16 protein-coding genes and 1 tRNA gene are annotated in these 23531 nt (G+C 45.2%); 5 read left to right on the top strand and 12 right to left on the bottom strand.

The window, feature by feature from the left end; translation table 11 throughout:
* The gene (locus ABR189_RS03010) at positions 1-849 is read left to right on the top strand and encodes a S1 family peptidase (protein WP_354658961.1); all 849 of its coding nucleotides are present in this window, start codon (positions 1-3) and stop codon (positions 847-849) included.
* A 270-nt stretch (positions 850-1119) separates the two neighbouring features.
* On the opposite strand, the gene ABR189_RS03005 is transcribed toward ABR189_RS03010, so the two are convergent.
* Positions 1120-1204 (bottom strand) — tRNA-Ser (locus tag ABR189_RS03005).
* Positions 1205-1479: 275 nt separating this feature from the next.
* Here ABR189_RS03005 and ABR189_RS03000 point away from each other — a divergent pair.
* The 3 genes from ABR189_RS03000 to ABR189_RS02990 all read left to right on the top strand — a co-directional run bounded on the left by ABR189_RS03000 (position 1480) and on the right by ABR189_RS02990 (position 7507).
* The gene (locus ABR189_RS03000; RefSeq protein ID WP_354658960.1) at positions 1480-3927 is read left to right on the top strand and encodes a CshA/CshB family fibrillar adhesin-related protein; all 2448 of its coding nucleotides are present in this window, start codon (positions 1480-1482) and stop codon (positions 3925-3927) included.
* 94 nt (positions 3928-4021) lie between these two features.
* Positions 4022-5140 (top strand): Gfo/Idh/MocA family protein, encoded by a 1119-nt coding sequence (locus ABR189_RS02995; RefSeq protein WP_354658959.1) that lies wholly within the window; start codon positions 4022-4024, stop codon positions 5138-5140.
* A 510-nt stretch (positions 5141-5650) separates the two neighbouring features.
* Complete coding sequence (locus ABR189_RS02990; RefSeq protein ID WP_354658958.1) at positions 5651-7507, top strand: WG repeat-containing protein; 1857 nt, start codon at positions 5651-5653, stop codon at positions 7505-7507.
* A 71-nt stretch (positions 7508-7578) separates the two neighbouring features.
* On the opposite strand, the gene ABR189_RS02985 is transcribed toward ABR189_RS02990, so the two are convergent.
* The 10 genes from ABR189_RS02985 to spt are packed head-to-tail and all read right to left on the bottom strand — an operon-like array spanning position 7579 to position 18539.
* Entirely contained in the window at positions 7579-8508 is a 930-nt protein-coding gene (locus ABR189_RS02985) for a phosphatase PAP2 family protein (RefSeq protein WP_354658957.1), read from the bottom strand.
* Position 8509: 1 nt separating this feature from the next.
* Positions 8510-9130 carry a sterol desaturase family protein gene (locus tag ABR189_RS02980; RefSeq protein ID WP_354658956.1) on the bottom strand — a complete coding sequence of 207 codons (621 nt, stop codon included), beginning with the start codon at positions 9128-9130 and terminating at the stop codon, positions 8510-8512.
* A gap of 14 nt (positions 9131-9144) precedes the next feature.
* Positions 9145-10446: a DUF4833 domain-containing protein gene (locus tag ABR189_RS02975; protein ID WP_354658955.1), complete on the bottom strand. Its 1302-nt coding sequence runs from the start codon at positions 10444-10446 to the stop codon at positions 9145-9147.
* Between the two features lie 29 nt (positions 10447-10475).
* Positions 10476-13043: a DUF5686 and carboxypeptidase-like regulatory domain-containing protein gene (locus tag ABR189_RS02970; protein WP_354658954.1), complete on the bottom strand. Its 2568-nt coding sequence runs from the start codon at positions 13041-13043 to the stop codon at positions 10476-10478.
* Positions 13040-13411: a GtrA family protein gene (locus tag ABR189_RS02965; RefSeq protein WP_354658953.1), complete on the bottom strand. Its 372-nt coding sequence runs from the start codon at positions 13409-13411 to the stop codon at positions 13040-13042. Before ABR189_RS02965 ends, ABR189_RS02970 begins: the two co-directional genes overlap by 4 nt.
* 4 nt (positions 13412-13415) lie before the next feature.
* Positions 13416-13874 (bottom strand): phosphatidylglycerophosphatase A family protein, encoded by a 459-nt coding sequence (locus tag ABR189_RS02960; protein WP_354658952.1) that lies wholly within the window; start codon positions 13872-13874, stop codon positions 13416-13418.
* Positions 13871-15196 carry an inositol-3-phosphate synthase gene (locus ABR189_RS02955; RefSeq protein ID WP_354658951.1) on the bottom strand — a complete coding sequence of 442 codons (1326 nt, stop codon included), beginning with the start codon at positions 15194-15196 and terminating at the stop codon, positions 13871-13873. The genes ABR189_RS02960 and ABR189_RS02955 overlap by 4 nt, the downstream gene beginning before the upstream one ends.
* A 30-nt stretch (positions 15197-15226) precedes the next feature.
* The gene (locus ABR189_RS02950) at positions 15227-16216 is read right to left on the bottom strand and encodes an NAD-dependent epimerase/dehydratase family protein (RefSeq protein WP_354658950.1); all 990 of its coding nucleotides are present in this window, start codon (positions 16214-16216) and stop codon (positions 15227-15229) included.
* Positions 16213-17337, bottom strand: coding sequence for a GNAT family N-acetyltransferase (locus tag ABR189_RS02945; RefSeq protein ID WP_354658949.1), 1125 nt, complete (start codon positions 17335-17337; stop codon positions 16213-16215). The genes ABR189_RS02950 and ABR189_RS02945 overlap by 4 nt, the downstream gene beginning before the upstream one ends.
* Positions 17334-18539 (bottom strand): serine palmitoyltransferase, encoded by a 1206-nt coding sequence (spt, locus tag ABR189_RS02940; protein ID WP_354658948.1) that lies wholly within the window; start codon positions 18537-18539, stop codon positions 17334-17336. The genes ABR189_RS02945 and spt overlap by 4 nt, the downstream gene beginning before the upstream one ends.
* A 287-nt stretch (positions 18540-18826) precedes the next feature.
* On the opposite strand from spt, the gene ABR189_RS02935 reads away from it, so the two are divergent.
* Positions 18827-19414, top strand: a complete 588-nt coding sequence (locus ABR189_RS02935; protein ID WP_354658947.1) for a TetR/AcrR family transcriptional regulator — start codon at positions 18827-18829, stop codon at positions 19412-19414.
* Positions 19415-19432: 18 nt separating this feature from the next.
* Here ABR189_RS02935 and ABR189_RS02930 read toward each other — a convergent pair whose 3' ends face one another.
* Positions 19433-23506, bottom strand: coding sequence for a DEAD/DEAH box helicase (locus ABR189_RS02930; RefSeq protein WP_354658946.1), 4074 nt, complete (start codon positions 23504-23506; stop codon positions 19433-19435).
* Between the last annotated feature and the right edge of the window lie 25 nt (positions 23507-23531).

Genomic DNA, 23531 nt, shown 5'->3' with positions numbered 1-23531 from the left:
ATGAACCTTGTGTTTATAGCTGGTATGGCGGTTGGACAAGGGTTCACAAATGATGCAAAGATAGCTGCCGATTTCCTGCATTCCTTTGATTCCCTATCTGCAAGAGGTGAAATCATCAGTGCAGCAGAAGTACAAACACAACTGCTTGCAGAGCGGAGTGGCGTAAGCCTTAACCTGACAAAGCCGGTTTTAAAGGAGCTAACAGGGCATGAGTTGTATGAAAAAGCAAAAAGTGCAACAGTGATAATCGGGGTCGCTTACCAGTGCCCCAGATGCGCCATTATACACATGAACGAAACGACAGGTTATGTGATCGATCCGAAAGGGATCATTGTCACTAACTATCATGTTTCAGCGTTATATGCCTTTATGAAAGACGGGAATAAACCAAAAGGGTTTGTAGTACGTATGGCGAATGGCCGTACATATGCCATTAAGGCTGTCCTTGCATCATCTAAGAAAAATGACCTGTCCGTGCTGCAGTTAGATACTCATGGTGATATATTGCCTTCGCTTTCCCTTGCCGATTCGGCTCAGGTTGGAGACAAAATCTATATTATCGGACACCCTAAAGGCATTCACTACTTTTTTTCACAGGGAAATGTGAATAACAGGTATATGGAAGAAGTTGGAGAAGGAGATAATAAATTCTTCCGGGAAATGCTGTCTGTATCTGCTGATTACGCAACTGGTTCCAGTGGAGGACCTGTAATGGATATATACGGTAACGTAGTGGGTACAGTGGCCAATACGCGTATGTTCCTACATAGTGATATGAATCCCGGTGTGCAGATGGTGCTAAAAAACATCATTCCTGTTGAATCACTTTGGAAACTGATACGGAATTAGTTACTGCGGATATGGCATCTTTTATATTATCTGCGCCTTCAGATCTTCGATCTGGAGGCGTTTTCATAACTCGCCATCCTTAAACAAAGAAAAACCGAGCAATGCACGGGTTTCAAAACTTGTCAGAGAAAGATCGATTCGCCTCCCCGGACCTGTACAGTCAAAATCATTCAAGCCATGACTGGCCAAGCCGATCTCAAATCTTTTATAAATGAAAAAAGCCTTCAGATGATATCCATCCGAAGGCTTTCATTTTCTTCCAAAACTTTGCGGAGAGTGAGGGATTCGAACCCCCGGACCTGTAACAGTCAACGGTTTTCAAGACCGCCGCATTCGACCGCTCTGCCAACTCTCCGGCGCAAAAGTATAAAACGAAATCAAATTTCAAAAAAATAATTTCAGAAACTATAAAATTAAGCGGTTGTAATACAATCAAATAAGCAGCAGGCTTTAGATTTTTTATAAGAATTAGTATAACAACCCCTCCGCTTGCTATTCTTATCAATGATATCCCTTTTGCTTTCCACTTGCCTTTCTTTTGCATGAATCCGTAAAATCTTTTATTTTAGCTCTCATGTTGATATGCAGATATCTGAAAGTTACCCCTGCTTGAAGTCAACACTATACTTAATGAGGAAATTAATATTGGTTTTATCCCTACTACTGCTAGCTACCACAAGTACTTATGGGCAATATGCAAATGATGGCACTGGTGTACTTCGTGATCAGATCTGGTGGTTTGACTGGAATGGCTTTGTTTTAGCAGATGGCGCATCCAGAACCTTTACTACTGCAGACGGATTAGTAGTTATCATCACCTTTTCCAAGGTATCCGGGAGCATTCCCGAGCCTAGCCCTATGACTACATGGACCGGGGCTGTATTACATTTTCTGTATAATTTTACGGATCCCAGTATTTATCCTGCATTATATACCAACGGCAATAGTACGAACGCTTATTTTACATTAACTGTTACGGCTACAAGGGCAGGTGTTCCCAGCCCTTATACCTTTGTAGCTGCAGATGCAGAGGGTAGTTCTCTCGGAGAAAAAACCACACTGAAAACCAATGGCAGCAATTGGACCACCCTTGAATTCTTCAGAAATTCCGGGCAGACGTCCAATCCGCTGACAGGCTGTGGTACCCAGACACTCACTATTGAAGAAACACATGGAGGCGCTGTAATAGGTGAAGGTAAAGGCCAGAATCCCATAATGGCGACTAATGCCTTGGCTAATACCCCATTGATAATCGATGTTACGCTGGATAAAAACAATATCAGGGGAGGTATGGCCATGACATTCGGCATTTTTGCTCCGATTGACAGAGGGGATTTGCCTGCTGATTACGGATTTGCACAGCATCAAATAAATTACGATAATATCAATGGCTGTAATTACCTCCCCCCCATGCCAGCTATCATACAATCACAAGCATTAAAGATGGGCGCGCTTCCTGGAGATGCTGATGGTCAGGAAACAACAGATGACAATGCTAACGGAGCAGATGAGGATGGGGTATTATCATTTACTGAGTATGATGGAAGCGGCACTTACAGTGTAGATGTAGCCGTAACCAATACTACCGGCAGCAATGCTTTTTTAACCGGCTGGTTTGATTTCAATGGCGATAAAACATTTAATACAGGGGAATCAGTAACTGTCACAGTACCGCCCGATGCTTCGCAGGCAACATTATCTTGGACGGGATTACCGGCTACCTTACCTGCCGGAAGCAGTATTATAAATTACTTCGGCTTCCGGTTCCGCCTGTCTTCCGATCTGTTATCCACTCAAAGGGCTACAGGCTTTGCAAAAGATGGCGAAGTTGAAGATTACCTCGTTCCTTTTACCATCCCTTGTAACTATACTATTACCACCAATAGCAATACACCTGTTTGTGAAGGCACCTCCCTCCAACTAAATACTACAGGAGGTGGCGTCAAACATACCTGGAGTCCAGCTACAGGACTTTCAGATCCTTCAATTGCCAATCCCGTAGCCACGCCCGCCACTACTACTACGTATACCGTTACTGGATATGATACAAGAGGATGTCTGAGTGAGGCTACAGTAGAGATTACTGTACTCCCGCTGCCTGTCATTACCAAAAGTCAGGATGCATCCATTTGTCAGAGCCAGGATATCAGGCTCTCAGCTACAGCACCTGATGCAGCATCATACACCTGGACACCATCAGAAGGACTTAGCGCTCCGGATGTCAACAATCCTTTAGCAGCTCCTCAAACAACAACCAGATACACCGTAAAAGTATCAGGACGCAACGGTTGCAGCAGTGAAGAGGTCGTTAATGTTACTGTCACACCATCCCCCTCCTTTGACATTAAGGCGGCAACACCAATCATTTGTAAAGGTGAAAAAGCGCTGTTAAGTGCATCAGGTGGTGATACTTACTCCTGGTATACAGATAACAATACTCCTTTTGCCACTGCAGCGGATGTAGAAGTGCAACCTGCTGTAAGCACTACCTACAAAGTATTAATCACTGATAATACCTGTAATGTAAACAAAGAGATGCAAGTACCTGTAATGGTAAATAATCTGCCCGTTACTACCGTATCCAGCACAAATCTCATTGATTGCAGTCATAATAAAACCCAACTGATTGCCACCGGCGGTTCTGCTTATCAATGGGAGCCTGCTCCAGGCATCACCCAGTTATCATCCCCCGCTATTTGGGCTACCCCATTACAAACCACGACCTATTATGTGAATATCACTGATAACAATAAGTGTACAGTCCGGGATTCTGTAAAAGTGGAGGTAGACCTGAATACTGCATTAAGTAATTACCCCATTCCAAATGCATTCAGTCCCAATAATGATGGGAAAAACGATTGCTTTGGGCTGAAATACTGGGGTCCGGTCATCGAATTGGAGTTTGCCATCTTTAACCGCTGGGGAGAAAATGTGTTCCGTACCAAAAATCCAACAGCATGCTGGGATGGCACCTATAAGGGTGTTCCACAGCCCGTTGGAACCTATGTATATTATATCAGTGCCAAAACAATATGTGGAACCGCCTTTCGGAAAGGTGCACTTTCATTGATCAGATAAAAAGAACATCCTGCCAGGAAGCTTTACATTTTTTACTGGATATATTATATTTATAGGAGCTATCTATTATCACCTAAATCTACAATCTACTCCGATGAAAAAGTATCCCGTTACTTTTATGAAGCATGCTGTCATTATCCTGGTACTGCTTTGTACTGCATTACACGTAGCTGCACAATCCGAAAAACCTTTGAAAATAGCGGTGGCGGGCTTAAGCCACGATCACGTAACCGGGTTGATAGACCGGTATAAGAAAGGCGACGTTGACATTGTGGGCATTGCAGAAAGCGATACCGCTCTCGTTCAGCGTTACCAGGAAAGATATGAACTGCCAGCTTCCCTTTTTTACAAATCGCTGCCAGCTCTTTTAAAACGGCATAAGCCGGAAGCTGTAGTAGCCTATAATGCGATTGCCGATCATCTGTCGGTAGTGCAAACCTGTGCTCCTTTAGGCATTCATGTAATGGTAGAAAAACCTTTGGCTACCACCCTGGCAGACGCCAACAAAATTGCCGCATTGGCACAAAAACACCGCATTCATGTACTAACGAACTATGAAACCACGTGGTATCCCAGCAACCAGCAACTGTTTACCATGCTGCAAACCAGCCCGGGCCTTGGTGAAATCAGGAAGATGGTAGTACATGACGGACATGAAGGCCCCAAAGAAATAGGGGTAAGCAATGAATTCCTGGCATGGCTCACCGATCCTGTTAAAAACGGGGGCGGCGCCCTGATCGACTTCGGCTGTTATGGGGCCAACCTGATGACCTGGCTCATGAAGGGGATCAAACCTACCTCCGTTACTGCCATTACCCGGCAAATCAAACCGGATATCTACCCCCATGTAGATGATGATGCTACCATCTTACTTGAATACCCACAGGCCACCGGTATTATTGAGGCTTCGTGGAACTGGCCTTTCAGCATCAAAGACCTGGAGGTGTTTGGTAAATCAGGCTATATACAGGCAGTAAATGCCCATTCCATCCGTATCAGGGACAATGGTAATAACAGCTATGCGCATATGGAAGCCAACATCCTTCCGCCGGAATACCAGGACAACCTCAGCTACCTGGAGGCAGTACTCCGCAACAGGATCAAACCAGGAGCGGATCTTTCCTCCCTCAAAAACAACCTGATCGTGGTGGAAATCCTGGAAGCTGCCCGGCAATCTGCCAGTACCGGAAAAAAGGTGTTGCTGCCCAAATAACCCTGCTTCTTTCATTAACTACTTTAAGCCGTTTCAGTACTGAAACGGCTTTTTTATGCCCATTCCACGCCAAAGGCATGGCAAAACCCACTTATCCGGTACTCCTGCTCTTGTATCAACCTGCAATAAACCACAGTTATTCCAAAGATATCCCGGAGATATTCCATAGATATCCCGACCAGTACTATTGTCGGGATATCTACGGGATATATACGGGACATATACGGGATATCTACGGGATATCCCTAACGAAACGTAGGCCCATGGCAGGGTTTAGGTCTAATCCTGGTATAGGTTTACACCTTTTAGTTAATAAATCCTGGATCTGGTTTACAATCAGGGTGATTTAATCCTGTCTTTGGTTGACGGTTGTTTTTTCACTCCTTTGCCAGCTGTTGACGCATTTGGCCCATTTTGCCACACTTATGCATCTCCCTCCCACGAATAACAAATGGTACTAACCCGGGCAACAGGATTGCTTATGTTTGCTATATGAACAAAAGATATCTTATGATACGGTACATGGCTATCACCTCACTGGTCATCCTGAGCCTGATAGCATGTAAGGGAAAACACCAGTCTGAGGAATTAAATGATTACCTGAAAGCATTTGATACCCTTAGCCTTCCGGATGCAAAAGCCAGGCTTACTGAAGAAAGTGAGCAACTGGAAGCTTATCTTAATTTTTTCACAAAAGGGATGGGCAACAGCGATGAAAAACGACGTTCCTATAAGCAGGAAGATGAGCGGTATACTACGGCGTTTACAATGCCCAATCCGGAAGAAATGCTCCTCCAATATAATGCCCTCCTGCCCAACCTGCAGCTACAGCAGGAAATTATCCATCCTTTCTCCCAGATTACGGTAAATACCCCGGATGGCTATAAAACCCGGCTGGTCAACGATGATAAAACCAACCGGCTTATCTACACGGCATTAGCTACCTACTACCACGATGGTACAGTAGATAAAACCGCCAGGAAGATCACGGAAGACGACTCCTGGAAAACTTCCAAAGTAATTGATAGCGTTTTGCTGAAAGCCTCCTATAGCTACATTACTAAAATGAGCCCCCATCAACTGGACAAGGCGCATTCATCAGTAAAAATAAACGGTGGCGAGATTACACTGAAAGATATTGACAAGAATACAGTACAGCTGGTCATTTCCCGGGAAGCTAACAAAAATTTCCTGATGGTACAGGCCTTGAATAAAGCAGGAAAAATCCTGGATGAAAAAGGATACCAAACGGGTAATCTACCTCCCGGAGAAATGGAAAGTGCCGTAAAAGACCTCAGTGATAAACTGAAAAGCATTGTTAAAAACCTGCAAAAAGATAAGTACAAAACAACGGCGGAACTCGCGGCCGATATGCGTAATCAATTGTCCGGCTTACTATATTTTGAGGACTCCGGCTTCCGCTATGTGGAAAATTATTATGCGGGCAATGTAGCTTCAATAGTAATATATACTGCGGATGAACGCCAGGAGAAAGAGGCAACAATAATGGTACAAAATGAATCTCCGAACCATGCCCGGCTGGTATTTGTCAAAGACAGTGAAACCGGCAAATATGGATTCCTGGATAGCACCGGTAATTTTGCCATCGCCCCTACCTATGACGACATGAAGCAGATTAATGCCTATTATTTTGAAGGTGTGAATGATAAAGATGAAACCCAGTATTTAAAGCTGAATGAGGCAACTGGCAGCCTGGAACCGTTTAATGAATATACGCATATACGCGCCCTGAATAATGACCTGGCGATCGTAGAAAACGAAGAGGTACTGGAAGGGGTTATTGACGGCCATGGTAAGGTAGTAGTGCCTGTGACATATGAAGAGATCACTTTTGAACCTGCTGCGCAATGCCTCCTGGTAAAAAACACCAGCAGCCTCAAAGGGTTGTTAAGCCTGGAGGGAAAAACAATACTGCCAGTGAAGTATAGCCATATTGAGTACTTTAAAGACGGCAGAGCGCTGGTTACAGCCAATCGGGAGGCATATTACGGGTTTATTGATGCAAAAGGAAAGCTGGTCATTGACCTGCGGGGCTACGACCGGGTGCAGTCATTTACAGAAGGACTGGCCGAAGTAGAAAAAGGCGGGCTTCACGGGTTCATTGATGTAAATGGGAAAACAGTGATCCCGCTACAATACCAAACGGCTTACCCTTTTGAACAGGGAATCACCGCCGTACAAAATAAAGCCGGAGAATATGCACTGATCAATACTAAAAATGAAATAGTAATACCATTCAAAGCTATCAGCAGCGTTAGTATAGGAACTGGCGAGGGCAATCGCTCGTATAACTTTGATGGTCAGGAATATGACGCCAAAGGCCAACCAGTAAAAAAGAAGGATTAAAACCATTGTTACCTACAACCGGATACCCCAACGGAGAGGAACCATTTACTGGTTCCTCTTTTTTTTCCATATCAGGTATTTGCTTTTAGCACCCTGCGCTCCACTTCTTTTCTAAACACGCTGTTGTATAAGAGGATTCCCGCCACGGCACATATAATGCCGGCTATTACATCCAGTACATAATGGTGACTGGTGTATACCGCTGCAAACCAGATCCCGGCAACAATCACTGCAAAAAGGATATTCAGCCAGCCCATCTTATTGCGCCAGCCATATACCAGCACAATCAGCGGATAAGCAGAATGCAGCGAAGGCATTGCTGCAAATACATTGGAACTCTTGGTATAAAGCGACTGGAAGATATCTACATGAAAGAAGGCATCAAACCGTGCCAGACCAGCAGTATTACCCCGTGTAGCAGGATAAAAATCAAATCCATGTAACTGTACATACCATGGTGGGGCCGCAGGATACACATAATAGATCACAAAACCAATCAGGTTGACCAGCAAAAAAGTAAGGGAAAAATGAAAGAACTGTACCCTGTTGCGGAAAAAGAGAATCCCTGCAAATAACAAAGGTACCGGTACCCAGGTAAGATAAAATGCCCCCGACATAATATCCAGCCACCGGTTCTGGTGTATCAGCCAGAACTCATTAGGGGTAATAAGCTTATCCCCTTCTCTGATCCCAAACCAATGCATTTCCGCATCATACAGGCTTTTGATATGCACCTCATTATAGTGAAAATTGGGAAAAGCCTTCATATAGTCAAACAGCACCCAGAAGATAATAAAGATGGAAAAACCCTGGATGAATTTGCGGGTACCCCATGACACGTAATAAAAAGTATTAAATATCGCTACCAGTACCAGCTGATCTGTTTTAAAACCTACCAGCGCCCATGATAATAACAGGTATGCTATACTGAGTATACCTGTAAACAATAATGTTTTGCCATTAAAAAGCGTAACACCCCTTGCGGTGAAAGTGTTATTCATATTAATGCTTTGAATAGTCCGGCCTGAAATGTCCATGCTGAAAATAATTATTGATATCATCCTCAGAGCAGGTAGCTGCATGGGCATGACGGAAATGTTTTTTTCTTAGCAGCACCCAGCGGGGATGCTTAATATCGAGTTGGTGTAAAGCATAATGTCCCAGATCATATACCAGGTATCCCGCTAAAAAGCCCGGATAAAAAGCATACAGGTAATCATCCGGCAGCACCATCGCAAACAAATAATAGGCCCCTATTGCCAATGGAATGCTCACAAAAGGAGATATCATCACCCTCCTACCATCTTCCGGTGCCTGATAATGCAGGCCTTGCAACAAGGTATGCATACCTCTGATGATAGCAGATGTGTTTTTAAAATGTGACACGGTTTGATGCCACACATATGCCGTAAGCATCCATAAAAGTACGCCGGCAGCAGAGAATCCTGCAAAAACCGGTATGGTGAGCTCCATCTGCAGGAATGCCTGCTCACTGAAAAAGTAAATGATCCTTACATAAATAAATAATGGTACCGCAAAGTGTACGCTGGATAACCGTTCCAGGAAATCATGCTTAAAGAGCCGGGGGGATCCCGGCCCGCTTCTTTCAAACCTATGTTTCATCTTTCCTCCTGTATTTATGGCTTAAATCGTTCTATTATCTCCGCACCCGTTACCGGGTTTACTCCTTTTAATTCCACATATACTACATTAGGTACCCAGAAAGTGCCGCCTTCAATTTTCAGATAAATACGTTTCAGAACAGCCATTTCGTCCTTGATCTTCGTGTATACCTGGTAGTTTCCGCCCCCTGTGCCTGCCAGGTAAAGCGGATGTTTGTCATAGGCTACTGAACGCAACTCGTATTTATTATTACCTATTGATTTTGCCTTCAGGCCGTATGCAAATTTTTTCTGTATATAATTCAGCTTCTTTTTAGAGCCATCTTCTGCGTATCTTACCCAATACGCATTTACCGGTTCTCCCACATTAAGCGTGCCATCCTCAGCGAGGTTCAGATCATACACAATCGTGTTGATATTGGAAGTACGCTGTATATAAAACAATAAATGGGGAATGCCCGCTGGTACGGGAAAAGTATCTGTTTCATTCTTCCCCGGCAAATCCGGCCCTATAGCCATTACCGGTTTAGTACCCATGCCCAGCAGCAGCACCAGCGCTATTACTACCGGTAGCCCGCCAGGCATACCTGATCCATTCCCTTTTTTTGCTTTATCTTCTCTTTCCAACGCTGCCCCTGCATCTCTCAACCGGTTAATTGCCGTAATATTTGTCAGTACTGCCATAATAGTAATAGGAATGGTAAAAATGGAGATCGTTTCGAATACGTGAAACGGAATCCCCGGAATAAATAATTTATAGTCCCCTCCAATACACGCTGCTACTATGCCACAGGCAATGGCAGATACTGCCAGGATCACCACCCGCTCCGGACGCTGCATCAGGCCACCTTTACACTCAATACCCAACCCTTCTGCACGTGCCCTGGTATAACTTACCATCATAGACCCAATCAGCGCGATAAAGGCAAAAAGAGAACTCAGGAAATAATGATGCGCCACCAGGTAATAACAAATGCCCAGAAAGAGTACTAATTCACTGTAACGGTCCAGCACAGAATCATATAAAGCCCCAAAACGGGAACTCATATTCCCTAAACGGGCCACCTGTCCATCCAGCATATCAAATAAACCTGCAAAGAGAATCAATCCACCTGCCCATCCTATATAAGAAAGATCTGCCCGGTTGCCATCTTCTGCACCTATGATAAAAATAACCGCTACCCCTATATTTAAAATAAGACCAATGGTGGTTACCGCATTAGGGGTAAGCCCCATCTTTATCAGGCCGCGTACCAGCGGATTAATGACTACGTAAATACCTTGCTGCAGCTTATCTCTGAAAGCCATTGTTTTCATTTATTAATATTTTTTTCACGGGCACGCTTTTAAAAGTCTAATTTGAACCGGCCCCGGATGCCGTATTCAGATACCCCCGGATGCTCCAGGTAACTAAAGCGTTTTACCAGGTCTATCCGGAACAATTTAAATATATTGGCAATCCCTATACTGCCCTCTATGTAAGGCTTCTTATCCAGCGAAAAAGTAGTTGTAAAACCATGCTCGTCCACCGGGAACTTATACAGCGACGGATCATTTTCCGGCCTGTTCTCCGGCCTTACCCCTCCGTACAATACTTTTACGGCCGCTACCTCACGTAATTTCAGCTTCTTTAGTAAAGGCACCTTATTGAAAATAAAGCCGTTAAAGTTATGATCAATATTTAATCCTACATAATGATCGCTCACAAATTCCAGGAAGTTCATCATATTATAGGACTGCAACTGGTAAGAATAACTTTGGTTAGCCCGGTGTATAGTGAGCAATGGAAAGGGTAGCTTGCCGAACACATAACCGCCTTCCAGCACGATTTCGCTGAAACCTAACTGTGACAGATAAGCCATTTTATAGATGTTCAGGGTCAGGTTCTGGTAATTATACTCCCCGCCAAACAATCCCTTTACCCCCGCAATACCCCGCAATGTGAAAATAGGATACTTGTTAGGGATAGGAATGCGGTATACCTTACCCTGGTAAAACTGCTCATGTGGCGCCCATCTCAGCTCCAGGGAAAGCTCACTGGTAGTGAGCGCCGGTACATTGAGGCCGGTAACCGGCCCGCCTTTAAAGTAGGTAAGTCCACCCGCTGGCTGTTGTTTCCAGTTTTTAAAGCCCACCTTAAATGAGGCATGGTTATTAAACTCGTGGAGGTAATCCACATTGTAAATATCATTATACAACCACTTATTGTTATCCCCTCTCTTAAACGATAGCAGGAAGTTGTCTTCCTGCACAAACTGCAGCTCCTGGCCCGGTATTTTAGTATCCCGCTGAAAATTGGCCCGCAGCGCCCTTACCGGGAATTCAAACTGTGCCCGGTTGGTGAAGGAATAGGTACCTCCCAGGTAATATTTCCATTTCTCATCCTTAAACCCGTAAGCAGCATATGTTTCCAGGTAGATGTTCTTGTTAAACTTAGGAGTAGTACGGCCGCCTAATCTGAGCCGGAACCCTTCCACAGGGTTAAAGCTGTAAAAAGTGTTCACCGGCCCCACTTCCACCGGTCCAAACCCTTTATATCCGGCCAGTAGTAAAGTAGCTATGTCCATTGTTCTTCTGAAGGAACGCATATGTTGCAGGCTGTCAATATTGGCATACACCTTTGATTCCGCCACCGTAAGGCTGTCATGGCGGTTAGCCACCCAGAAGCTATCCCCTGCCAGGCCCGCGCTTTCGGGCTTTACCAATGCCGGACCTTTATAAAAATCGTCCGGTTGTGGCTCGTTAATCACAAAATCCTTTACAGACACGGTACGTTCGCCAAAGATACCTCCACGGCCTTTGAAGATCCCAAAATCGGCCTGCATGGTAGTTTTGCTCATGTAGTACTTGCCATCTTTGCTTTTATCAAAATCGAGGAATACCCTGAACTCACGTACCCAGTTCAGGTTCACTTCTTTATTGGCGGTGAAGTCCGCTTTCTGAATACCATAGTTACCGTCCAGTGTGATATACAATTTACCCTGCAGCAGGAAATCGGCTTTATTCCTGGGCATAAAGTCCAGTACGATCAGCTTCTCCTGCGTATCTGTAGTGATCGTATCTGTAATAAAGTACTTATAAAAAGTAGGCGCCGAATTAGCAATCGGACTTAAAAACTGGTTGGTAAACAACATCATGTTGTTATCATAAATATCAATGTTCTGATAAATATGATTCAGATAGGCACTCATGCCCTGGTTGTCAATATATTCTTCAAAGCTCACTTTCTTATCCGCCTTTACGATCGTTTTTTTCTTTTCGGGATTACGGCGATAGTAGACATCGGAGAGCGTTTCTTCCAGGTAAATGGGTAGCAGGGATTTCCCTTCCATTTTGGTGGTATCCTGGTTATCAAATATGAACTTGTATTTACGTGTCAACCGGTTATTTTTCACCTTTTCTGAAAGGTTACTCAGCGCAAACTCCAGTTTTTCGTATTGGTTATACCGGAGGTAATCGTAATGATCAATCCGGTTAGATGCTTTGTGGTCAATGACCAGCCGGATCAGTTCTACGGCCGGGTTGTCCTTATTGCGGTACCGTTCTTTCTTCCCGGCTTTCACCACTACTTCAGACAGGCTCCTGGCAGCAGTTTGTAATCGTACGTTCATCACCTGTTGAGGCGCATCAGATACCCCTAGCGTAACGGTTTTGTATCCCAGGTAGGCAAACCGGAGGCTATCTCTGGCAGTGGTCATCCGGATAGTATATTTTCCGTTGGCATCTGTTTGTGTGCCTGTTGATGTGCCGGGGATAAAAACATTTACAAACGGCAATGGTGTTTTGCCATCCACTTCCACTACGGTACCCTTTACAACTATTTCCTGTGCAAACGATATGCCTGCCCGGCATATTAATAACAATATGACTGCAAATATTCTTACGCCATTCCTATGGTACTTATTCCAACTCATTTAAAAACAAATTTCTTTTGCAATACATAATTGTATCCTGCACCTACCACCAATGATATGAATACCTTGGAAATGATGTAGCTCCATCCCACGTAGTGAGTAACCAGGAATACGCCACCAGCGTTGAGGCCCAGGTTTCCTATCCATACCAGCACATATTTCATGGCCTGCCATCTCACGGGTCCGTTTTCCGCATTAAACACCCAACGCCTGCAAATAATAAAATTGCAAACTCCTCCTGTAAATGTTCCTGTTGCACTTGCTGCAACATACCAGCATCCGAAAACTTCCACCAGCAAAATGGTCATCAGGAAATCGGAAGCCGTAGCCGTTAATGAAGCTGCCTGTGCTTTAATAAATGTGAACATTTTGTCAAAACAGGTTATAGCTGATCACTAACTGTAATAATATATTAGCATAAATACCCGCCACTACATCATCTATCATTACCCCCCATCCTCCGGGCAACTGCTCTGTTTTCCGGATAAACAGCGGCTTTACAATATCAAAAAACCGGAACAGCACTAAGGCCGTGATCACATATTTCAGCTGCATCGGAATCAATAGCAGACTTACGCACATACCTGCCATTTCATCTATCACCACTTTTTTATCATCCTTTCCCCAGCCCGCTTCCACTTTATTGCCCGACCAGATACCCAATGCCGTTATCAGTAAGGTGATGGTGAGCTGTGTGCCCAGGTGAATTTCCCGGCCTACCTGGATAAGGTACCAGGCAATAGCGGTAACTACCGCAGCTACGGTGCCCCCGCCTTTTCCTATGTACCCTATCCCCAGGCATGTAGCCATTATCCTATGAAACCTGATCATGCATTTTCTTCTGGTGTTTCATAATAATCCAATCCCAGGTGAGTGATCAGATCTTCACCCATCATATGGCGCAACGTGTTTTCCAGTTTGATGAGCTGTTTGAAAATATCATGCTCCGGACGTAATCCTGGCGCTGTTTGTGGTGATTTAAAGTAGAATGACAGCCATTCCTGAATGCCACTCATGCCAGCACGTTGTGCCAGGTCCATAAATAATGCCAGATCCAGCACAATTGGTGCTGCCAGAATAGAATCGCGGCAAAGGAAATTGATCTTTATCTGCATGGGATAGCCCAGCCATCCATTGATATCGATATTATCCCAGCTCTCTTTATTATCTCCACGTGGAGGATAATAGTTGATACGGATCTTATGATACAGCTCTCCATACAATTCCGGGTTCAGATCTGGTCTCAGAATATCTTCCAGCACACCCAGTTTGGATACTTCTTTAGTCCTGAAATTATCAGGATCATCCAGCACCAGCCCATCCCGGTTACCCAGGATATTCGTAGAAAACCATCCCTGCACACCCAATGCACGCGCTTGCAAGCCTGGTGCCAGGATTGTTTTCATCAGTGTCTGACCGGTTTTAAAGTCTTTGCCGCCAATAGGCGTTTTGGTTTCCTTCGCCAACTCCATTAATGCGGGGATATCACAAGTAAGATTAGGAGCTCCATTTGCAAAAGGTATGCCCAGTTTAAGCGCTGCATAGGCATAGATCATGCTGGGGGCAATACGGAGATCATTATCTACCAGTGCCTGCTCAAACTTTTCCAGGCTTTCGTGAATATCTACCGGCTCATTGTATATTTCAGTAGATCCACACCATACCATCACGATGCGGCTGCAGTTGTTTTTTTCCTTAAACAGGCGGATATCTTCCATCACTGCTAGCGCCAGGTTATACCTGCTTTTCTGTTCCTTGATGTGGGTACCGTCCAGGTTTTTTACAAAATTCTTATCAAATGCCGCTTTCATTGGCACGATAGCTTCCAGCTCCGGCTGGATGGCTTTCAGCAGATGTGTATCCAATACACCCGCTTTTACGGCAGCTTCATAAACATTGTCCTCATATACATCCCATCCACCAAATACGATATCATTCAGGTTCGCCAGTGGAACAAAATCCTTGATTTTAGGCAGTCTGTTTTCCGTTCTTTTACCTAAACGGATATTACCCGTTTGAGTAAGCGAGCCAATGGGTTGGGATAAACCTTTTTTAACTGCTTCCACGCCAGCTATCATGGTAGTAGCCACGGCTCCCAATCCAGGCATTAAGATGCCTAATTTTCCTTGTGCTTGTTCAATTTGCTGTTTCATAATTTATACTTTTCTATGTGACGATGTTATTTATAACCAATTATTGGATTTATACCATTGTAGTGTTTGTGACAGCCCTGTTTCCAGGTTATATTGCGGAACAAAAGACAGTTCCCTTCCAATCTTCTCAATGCTGCAATGCCAGTTAGCGGCAGTTAATTCCTGTAGTTTCTCCCTGCTCAGCACCGGGCTTTTTTCGCTCCACCGGGTAGCGGTTTCCATCATACCTGCCAGCAGCTTTATCACCCCATGCGGAATATGTAGCTTCATCGTTTTTTTATGTAACAGTGCCTTGGTAATCTGTGCCAAGGCATACCGGTCATAAGCATATCCATCTGAAATATGATAAATGCTGTTGGCAACAGGTGCCCTCATGGCTTTAATCACTGCCTGTGCCAGGTCTTTTACATAAATAAAGCTCAACCACTGGGGAGCACGCCCTATATAAGGCTCCCACCCCTTTCCTATCGTTTTAAACATGATCAGGATATCTCTTTCCCGGGGTCCGTACACAGCAGTGGGGCGAAGGATGATATATGGCAAACCTGTAGTACTCATCAAATATTGTTCCGCTAACAATTTGCTTTGCCCGTAGCTGGTAACCGGCTGCGGATGATTATCTTCTGTAATAGGCTCCAATGCGGTGTAATTGACTGGCCCTACTGCTGCCAGACTACTGATATGAATAAACTTTTTCAGCATGCCAGCTGCTTGCGCTGCCTGTGCCAGTTGTTTGGTATAATCCGCATTTACCGCATCATATGCTGCGCGGTTACGCGCCCTGGTAATGCCGGCTGCATGAATGATATAATCATACTGCTGGCGTTCCAGTTCCCTTCTGAGGCCCTCCTGATCATTATAATCGGGATAAACATATTTAACATTAAAAACACTCATATGTTCAATACTGCTGGATTTCCTCACGGCAGCATGCACCTCCATGCCTGCTGCCAATGCAGCATCCACGAGGTGAAAACCTACAAAACCACTGGCCCCCGTTATCAACACCTTCTCCCTCATCCTATTGCCTTTTGATAGATCCTGTATTTGCGGTAAACCCGTCCATTAATATTGATCAGTGCCCTGTTCATCATATCATTCTGTTCCAGTATCCAGGAAGCTTCTGCGCTATGAAAACCTTTTTCTCTTGCTTTTTGTATCAGGCTGCCATAAAAACAGGCCTCTATACCCATTTTGCGGTAAGGCTCCAATACACCCAGGGCAATTACCCGCATTGACTTTATCTTCTTTCTGCCTAAAAGCAATTTGAAAATCCCGGTAGGAAACAGCCGTCCCTTCCTGATCTTAATAAACACTTCATTGATGTCCGGGATACCTAATGAAAAGCCTACCACCTTCCCATTATGCTCTGCCACCATACAAAAATCGGGGTCCAGTATCAGCTTCAGGTCCTTAGCGAGGTACTCAAACTCCTTGTCTGTCATGGGCACAAAACCCATATTCTTGTTCCAGGCTTCGTTATATACCTTCCGCACACCCACCACCTCTGCATCAAAATTTTTCATATTGATCTTCCGGATAGTAATACCCCGCTGTTCCAGCCGTTGCATCAGGGTGGTCATCACCTTATAAGGTTTATCATCCACCTCTTCTGTCAGCAGCTTATAGGCCAGCAGATCTGTTTTTTTGGTAAATCCCGCCTGTTCATACAGGTTGATATAATAGGGGCTGTTATACGTCATCATCGTTACCGGTGGTGCATCAAAACCAGCGATCAGCAAACCACAGGTTTCGTTGGTGGAGAAGTTGACCGGTCCGATAATCGTATCTGCCCCTTTATTTCTCAGCCATGCTTCAGCCGTATCAAAAAGCGCAGCTGCCACAGCAGCATCCTCAACACTGTCGAAGAAGCCAAAGAAGCCGTCCTGTGCCTGATTAAAGGCATTATGATTCCCGTTCAGCACTGCTGCAATACGGCCTACTACCTTATTGCCTTTGTAAGCCAGGAAAGGCTGTACCTTACCATGTTCATGAAACGGATGTTTGCCAGGCGTGAGCAGGTCCCGCTGGGCAATAAATAATTCCGGTACATAGTTAGGGTCTGTGGCGTACAACTCATGCGGGAAATCGATGAATTGCCGGAGTTGATCTTTGGTTGTTACCCGTTCCACCTGTATCATATCTTTTCTTTTAAGTTACTGATTCTGGCTTTCCGGAATGTTTTAATAAGTTTATCCACTGCTTCTTCAATTTGTTTTAAGGTATGGGTAGCCATCAGGGAAAAGCGGATCAGGGTAGCATCCGGCGGAACAGCCGGAGGTACTACAGGGTTTACGAATACGCCTTCCTGCAGCAGCATTTGAGTAACCCGGAATGTTTTTTCATTATCTCTGACATAGATCGGGATGATGGGGGTTTCGGTAGGGCCTGTTTCAAAGCCAGCCTCCTGTAGTAATGCCATAGCATAGTGGGTATTTCGCCAGAGGTTGGCGACATGTTCCGGTTCTGATTGAATGATATCTAATGCTGCGATGGTACTGGCCGCAGCAGCCGGCGTCATGCTGGCACTGAAAATAAGCGACCGGGCTTTATGTTTCAGGTATTCGATGCTGTCTTCATCCCCGGCAATAAAACCTCCCAGAGAAGCCAGTGATTTACTGAAAGTGCCCATGATAAGGTCCACTTCCTGGTCCAATCCAAAATGGGAGGCAGTGCCAGCCCCCTGTTCACCTATTACGCCTAAGCCGTGTGCATCATCCACCATGATATTAGCACCATAGGTGTCTGCCAGGGCGGTTATTTCAGGTAATCTGGCAATATCTCCTTCCATACTGAAAACACCATCCACCGCAATAAGTTTAACCGCATTTTCTGGCAGATCCTGCAGTTTACGTTCCAGGTCGGCCATATTATTATGGCGGTATTTTAATACCCTGGAAAACGAAAGCCTGCTTCCATCGATCATAGAAGCATGATCATATTCATCCATAATAATATAATCATTGCGGCCTGTAAAACTGGAGAGGGCGCCCAGGTTTGCCTGGAATCCCGTGCTGAATACGATGGCCGCTTCTTTATTGACATAGCTGGCAAGACGCTTCTCCAATTCGAGATGCAGGTCCAGCGTACCATTTAAAAAACGGGATCCGGCACAACCTGTTCCATATTTTTCAATTGCCTGCCGGGCAGCCGCCTTGATCACCGGATGATTGGTAAGCCCCAGGTAAGAGTTGGAACCAAACATCAATACCTCTTTCCCTCCTATCATTACTACTGTATCCTGGGCGGATGATATCGGTCTGAAATACGGGTATATTCCTTTTTCCTTTGCAGTAGTTACCTCTGTTAGCCATGATACCTTATCATGCAGCTTCTTATGCATAAATCCTAATATGTAAATAAGTAAAACGTCGTGACAGTTAGCTCACAGAGTGCAGTAGATAGGCTTAGATAATTTTCGACCGAAATCGTATTATGGTCAAATTTACGACACTTCTTTCTGATTTAACAAATAATTTATTTACAAATGTGCGATGCTGAACAGCAAACACTTTACAAATCATTAAACTGCTTTTTCTATAGGTAAACCACTCCCCCAAAAAATGCATTCATCACAACTTCTTGGTTTTTTGTTCTAATTTTAGCGTGATTTCAAAATAAGGACCTACAATGAATGATACACTGCCCAAGGACGAGTTGGTCATGCAGGAGATAGTGGCTGCAGCAAAAAAACTATTTGCAAAACATGGCTTGAAAAAGACCACCATGGAGGATATTGCCCAAGCGGTAGGCAAAGGTAAAAGCACCATCTATTATTATTATCCCGGTAAAAACGAACTCTTTGAAGCGGTTATAGACGAGGAAATGAAAAACCTGATACGGGTAACCCGCCAGGAAGTGAATCGCGCCACCACTGCAAAAGCCAAGCTAAAAGCCTATCTCAATGCCCGGTTATCTGCGGTCAGGAACTATCATAACCTCAGCAAAGTAGTGTACGACTCCATACTGGATCATATGTGTGCCATTACCAGGATCAAGCAGCAGCACGACGAAACCCAGATCAATCTGGTAAAGGAAATCATTATCGGAGGCATACAGGCTGGTGAGTTCAAAGCATTACATGAGGAGGAGATAGTCATGTTCGGGTACCTGATAGTAGCCTCTTTCCGGGGCCTGGAGCAATCTTTATCCATTCCTCCGGCAGCATACCAGTTTGATGCCCTGGTAGACATTATTGTAGAAGGCATTGGTCAATAACCTGTTATTCCCACCTGGTTATTCGTCCTGTATTAGTTCCATCAATTCCCTGGCAGATAACCTGGCAGCCTGATCTGTACCTTCCAGTAAATGGCCGGCCAAGTCCCTTTTGGTATGATGCAGGGCTATAATTTTTTCCTCAATGGTATGTTTCGCAATCAGCCGGTAAACAGTCACCGGCCGGGTTTGCCCCAGACGGTAGGCACGATCGGCCGCCTGATCTTCAACAGCAGGGTTCCACCAGGGATCCAGGTGGATCACATAATCTGCCGCAGTAAGATTTAATCCCAGCCCACCTGCTTTCAAACTGATCAGAAAGAGCGGAGCCTCACCTGCCTGGAATTGTCTGACCAGCGCATCCCGCTGTGCAATGGGGGTAGCACCATCCAGGTACAGATAAGAAATTCCCTGCCTGTCCAATGCGGCCTTTATCAGGCTCAAATGCCTTACAAACTGGCTGAACACCAGGGCACAATGATGATTGGCGATTAATTCCGCTACGATTTCCAGCAATACCGTTTCCTTGGAAGATGCGATATCTGTACCGGCATCGATCAGCTGTGGATGGCAGGCAGCCATCCGTAGTTTGCCAATTTCTGCTAATGCCTTTACATGCTTATGATGATACATCTGGTCAGCATCGGGCGCCTGCATCACCTCCAGCGCTTTCCGGCGCATGGCTTCATAAAAGGCCGCTTCATCGGGCGACAAGGCCACCAGCTTTACAATTTCGGTTTTAGCGGGCAGCTCATCAGCTACTACTGTTTTAGTACGCCGTAAAATAAATGGTGCAATCAGCTTTTTAAGATGCAGCTTGACCGTGCTATCCGGGTATCTCCGCAAAGGGTCCGTAAACTGTTTATTAAAATGCTGAATAGTGCCCAATAACCCCGGATTAATAAAGTGAAACAGGTTCCATATCTCTCCCAGGTGGTTTTGTATAGGCGTGCCGGTTAAAATAAGTTTAAAACCTCCCTTTAATGCCATCACCGCCTTTGAGGTTTTAGTCTGATAATTTTTAATTGTGTGTGCTTCATCTAATACGATGGTAGCCCATTTAACTGCCGCAAAATTGCTTTCTTCGGACTGCAGCATTCCGTAGGTAGTGATCACCACGTCAAATGCTGCTGCCGCCTGAAGTGTTTTAGCACGGTGCGCCCCATTTAAAAGCACCACCTGCAGAGAAGGTGCAAACCGGGTCAGTTCGCTGGTCCAGTTAGGTACCAGGGAAGCCGGACATACTACCAATGCTGGCCCTTCACTGGCACGGTGCAACAGGATGGCAATGGCCTGAATGGTTTTACCCAGGCCCATATCATCGGCCAGGCAGGCCCCCGCCCCCCAGCCTGCCAGATGCACCATCCAACGGAATCCTTCTTCCTGGTAGGGACGTAAAGTAGTTTGTAAGGTAGCAGGCACCTTGGGGGATAATTCCTGCGCAGCCTCCCACTTTTGCCGGAATGATTGCCAGGTTTTATCTGTTGTCATACTCCCTGCCTGCGCTAATAATTCCTCTGCCAGCGGAGCAGCAAACTGGTGTATCTTTATACCGTTGTGGGTAGTTACAGCAATGCTGGCCAGCTCCTGCAGTCTTCTACGCAGTTCACCGCTCAAAGCCAGATAATCACCATTCCCCAGCGGTACAAACCGGCTGCTGCTTGTGCTGATAACATCCAGCAGTTCCTTAATAGACAGCACAGTTACTTCATCCACCTGCAATGTTCCCTCACAGGTAAACCAGTAATCATTTGCCTTTAGAGAAATATGTAAATGTTCAAATCCCGCCTGCTGCCTGATTTTAAAGCGTTCGCCTTCCGGCCATTCTGCCACCACCAATTCGGGATACCGTTTAATCACTTCCAACAAGTGCAAACAATCCAGTGGGTCTTCAAAAATCAGGTGATCTTCTCTTACTTCCTGCACTACCTGTTCCTGAATGTAGGCTATCAGCTGGTGGGCATTTGCGGTTTCTTTTTCCAGGTCCCTCGTTGCCTGATAACGTACGCCATTCACCGTACCGATAATATTTCTTGCTCCTATACCAGGTTTGCAATAAGGAGGTACACTGCTGAAAGGCCGCACAAAAAGCTCCGCTTTCAGGGTATCTCCCAGTGGCAGCAGCTTTATGCAGATGCGGGCATCTGCTTCCAGCATTTTTATACTCCCGCTGCTACCGCCCAGATCGGAGTGTACCGTAATATGCGCTCCAATATTACGCAGTACCTCCAGGAGTTTATCCTTACCCGTTACCGGTACTACCGGAATCTGCCGGATAGTTTGCAGTAAAGTCCGCTGGCGGGCAGTCAGCTTAATCACTTTTGCCCTGGTATCCGTTTCTTTTACCAGCAACAAGCCATTCGTATTTTCATGGATGTTGGTACTGAAAATATATCCTTTGTCTGTTTTGTTCACAAAAAGCTCCGGCGCAGCCTTCACCACCTCTACCGGCACAGCAGGGTCGCTCATTAAAAACAGATAGGGGTGCCCTGCCAGCTCCTGCCATACGTTTTCTTCAAATGAATATGTTTCCGTGCTGTAATTAAAACTATTATCCCGCTGAACAGTTGCTGCTATCCTGACATCCTGTTCTGTCATCCCTTCCACTTTGCCTTCTTTCAGTTTTTTCAATGCCACGCCTTTTCCCGTGGCCCAGCCGCTATCCCCCAGGGCTACCTGTGAAGCCGGCTGTATACTCCAGCGGTCAAGGTCTACCAGGTAGATCACCCTGCATACCGCCAACTCTTTTTCTTTTTTGGTTTTTCCTTCACTGGTAATCAGCAGCGTATTCAGCAGCCGCTCCCAGTCAGGTGTTTTTTGCATACGGGAAAACACCGGGCTTTTGCCCATTGAACTGGCTATTGCAGCAAATACCTGTTCATAACCAAGGTAGTCATCTGCTGCAAAAAGATACAGGTATTCATACGTCAGCAGCCTGTATTCATGCGTAATAGCCAGGTTCAGCAATACCTTTGCGGTGGTGTTATATATCAGCAGCAACTTACTTTTGGGATGCAGCAGTTGTAATCCTATCAGCGATAAATAACCTAACAGGTTATGCTCTGCATGTTTTTGGTTGGCATCCAGTATTACCTGCAACAGATTTTCCGCCTTCTCCTTTCTGCCATTATGCAAATGCAATAAACTGATCGCAGGAGTAATCTGCGGAAACAGTTTACGTTCATAAGCAGCCACAATTTTTGCGATGAGCACGTTACCCTTCTCTTCTGGCAACAAGGTAAGGGTGAGTGCGTAGTAAAAAGCGAATACCGGGGATACCGGTATGCTGTTCTTCTTATCTGTACGCCGTTGTACTTTAATCCCCTGCTCAAAGGCTGTCAATGCCTGATCTGTTGCACCATCATATAAAAAAACTACTGCACGGGCATAAAAGCTATCGGGCATATCAGTACCAGCCTGCACGGGTATTTGTTGAAAAGCCTCTTTCAATACCGGCAGTTCTGCTACCTGTAGCTCCTGTCCATTTATATAACCGGACGCTATGGCCTGAAACTGCTCCAGTATAGCAATGGGTGGCATCTTTAGCAGATTGTACCGCACTGCGCCCTGATAGAGTTTCAGCATACTTTGCTCACTAAAAAGGCGGAGTAATGGTGCATAAACGGGATAATACAGGAGATAAAACAGGAAAGGCTCATATTCTTCCAATTCCAGCTCCATTTTCTGTATCGGCTGGAGCAATAAGTCCCGGTTGCCGGTAAAAAAAGTAGTCAGCAGATGTTGTATTTCCAACAACCGGTTGCTGTTACTATATATAGATCCCCGCCTGCTGCGTGACTGGTCCAGCACAGGAAGATATTCCTCCCGTTTTACATTCAGGGGAAACAGGATAAACACCAGTTCAGGCGCCAGCACGTAATTGCCCACTACATTCACACTTACGAGCCTGGCGCCTGCTAAATGCTGCATAATTTCCGAGATCATCTTAGGCGTAAGATCCCGGAATGCTATTACTGTATTGTATAGGGTGGACCTGTCCAGTGGAGACACATATATGGATAATATATCCATCACCAGTCTGGCAGGTTCATCCTGTGTTTCGTATTGTTTTAAGTAAAAAGCTTCGTTATACATTACCCAATAGCTGCATGAGCTGTAA

Source organism: Chitinophaga sp. H8, assembly GCF_040567655.1.
Taxonomy (GTDB): domain Bacteria; phylum Bacteroidota; class Bacteroidia; order Chitinophagales; family Chitinophagaceae; genus Chitinophaga; species Chitinophaga defluvii.
Note: the sequence above shows the minus strand (reverse complement) of the source record. Positions and strands in the feature narration are given on the sequence as shown.

Excerpts from the sequence above, each read along its gene's own strand:
- ABR189_RS02955 (WP_354658951.1), bottom strand. The coding sequence starts at position 15,196 with ATGAAACAGCAAATTGAACAAGCACAAGGAAAATTAGGCATCTTAATG.
- ABR189_RS02995 (WP_354658959.1), top strand. The coding sequence starts at position 4,022 with ATGAAAAAGTATCCCGTTACTTTTATGAAGCATGCTGTCATTATCCTG.
- ABR189_RS02935 (WP_354658947.1), top strand. The coding sequence starts at position 18,827 with ATGAATGATACACTGCCCAAGGACGAGTTGGTCATGCAGGAGATAGTG.
- ABR189_RS03000 (WP_354658960.1), top strand. The coding sequence starts at position 1,480 with ATGAGGAAATTAATATTGGTTTTATCCCTACTACTGCTAGCTACCACA.
- ABR189_RS02970 (WP_354658954.1), bottom strand. The coding sequence starts at position 13,043 with ATGAGTTGGAATAAGTACCATAGGAATGGCGTAAGAATATTTGCAGTC.
- ABR189_RS02950 (WP_354658950.1), bottom strand. The coding sequence starts at position 16,216 with ATGAGGGAGAAGGTGTTGATAACGGGGGCCAGTGGTTTTGTAGGTTTT.
- ABR189_RS02965 (WP_354658953.1), bottom strand. The coding sequence starts at position 13,411 with ATGTTCACATTTATTAAAGCACAGGCAGCTTCATTAACGGCTACGGCT.
- ABR189_RS02980 (WP_354658956.1), bottom strand. The coding sequence starts at position 9,130 with ATGAAACATAGGTTTGAAAGAAGCGGGCCGGGATCCCCCCGGCTCTTT.
- ABR189_RS02985 (WP_354658957.1), bottom strand. The coding sequence starts at position 8,508 with ATGAATAACACTTTCACCGCAAGGGGTGTTACGCTTTTTAATGGCAAA.
- spt (WP_354658948.1), bottom strand. The coding sequence starts at position 18,539 with ATGCATAAGAAGCTGCATGATAAGGTATCATGGCTAACAGAGGTAACT.
- ABR189_RS02930 (WP_354658946.1), bottom strand. The coding sequence starts at position 23,506 with ATGTATAACGAAGCTTTTTACTTAAAACAATACGAAACACAGGATGAA.
- ABR189_RS02945 (WP_354658949.1), bottom strand. The coding sequence starts at position 17,337 with ATGATACAGGTGGAACGGGTAACAACCAAAGATCAACTCCGGCAATTC.
- ABR189_RS02990 (WP_354658958.1), top strand. The coding sequence starts at position 5,651 with ATGATACGGTACATGGCTATCACCTCACTGGTCATCCTGAGCCTGATA.
- ABR189_RS03010 (WP_354658961.1), top strand. The coding sequence starts at position 1 with ATGAACCTTGTGTTTATAGCTGGTATGGCGGTTGGACAAGGGTTCACA.
- ABR189_RS02975 (WP_354658955.1), bottom strand. The coding sequence starts at position 10,446 with ATGAAAACAATGGCTTTCAGAGATAAGCTGCAGCAAGGTATTTACGTA.
- ABR189_RS02960 (WP_354658952.1), bottom strand. The coding sequence starts at position 13,874 with ATGATCAGGTTTCATAGGATAATGGCTACATGCCTGGGGATAGGGTAC.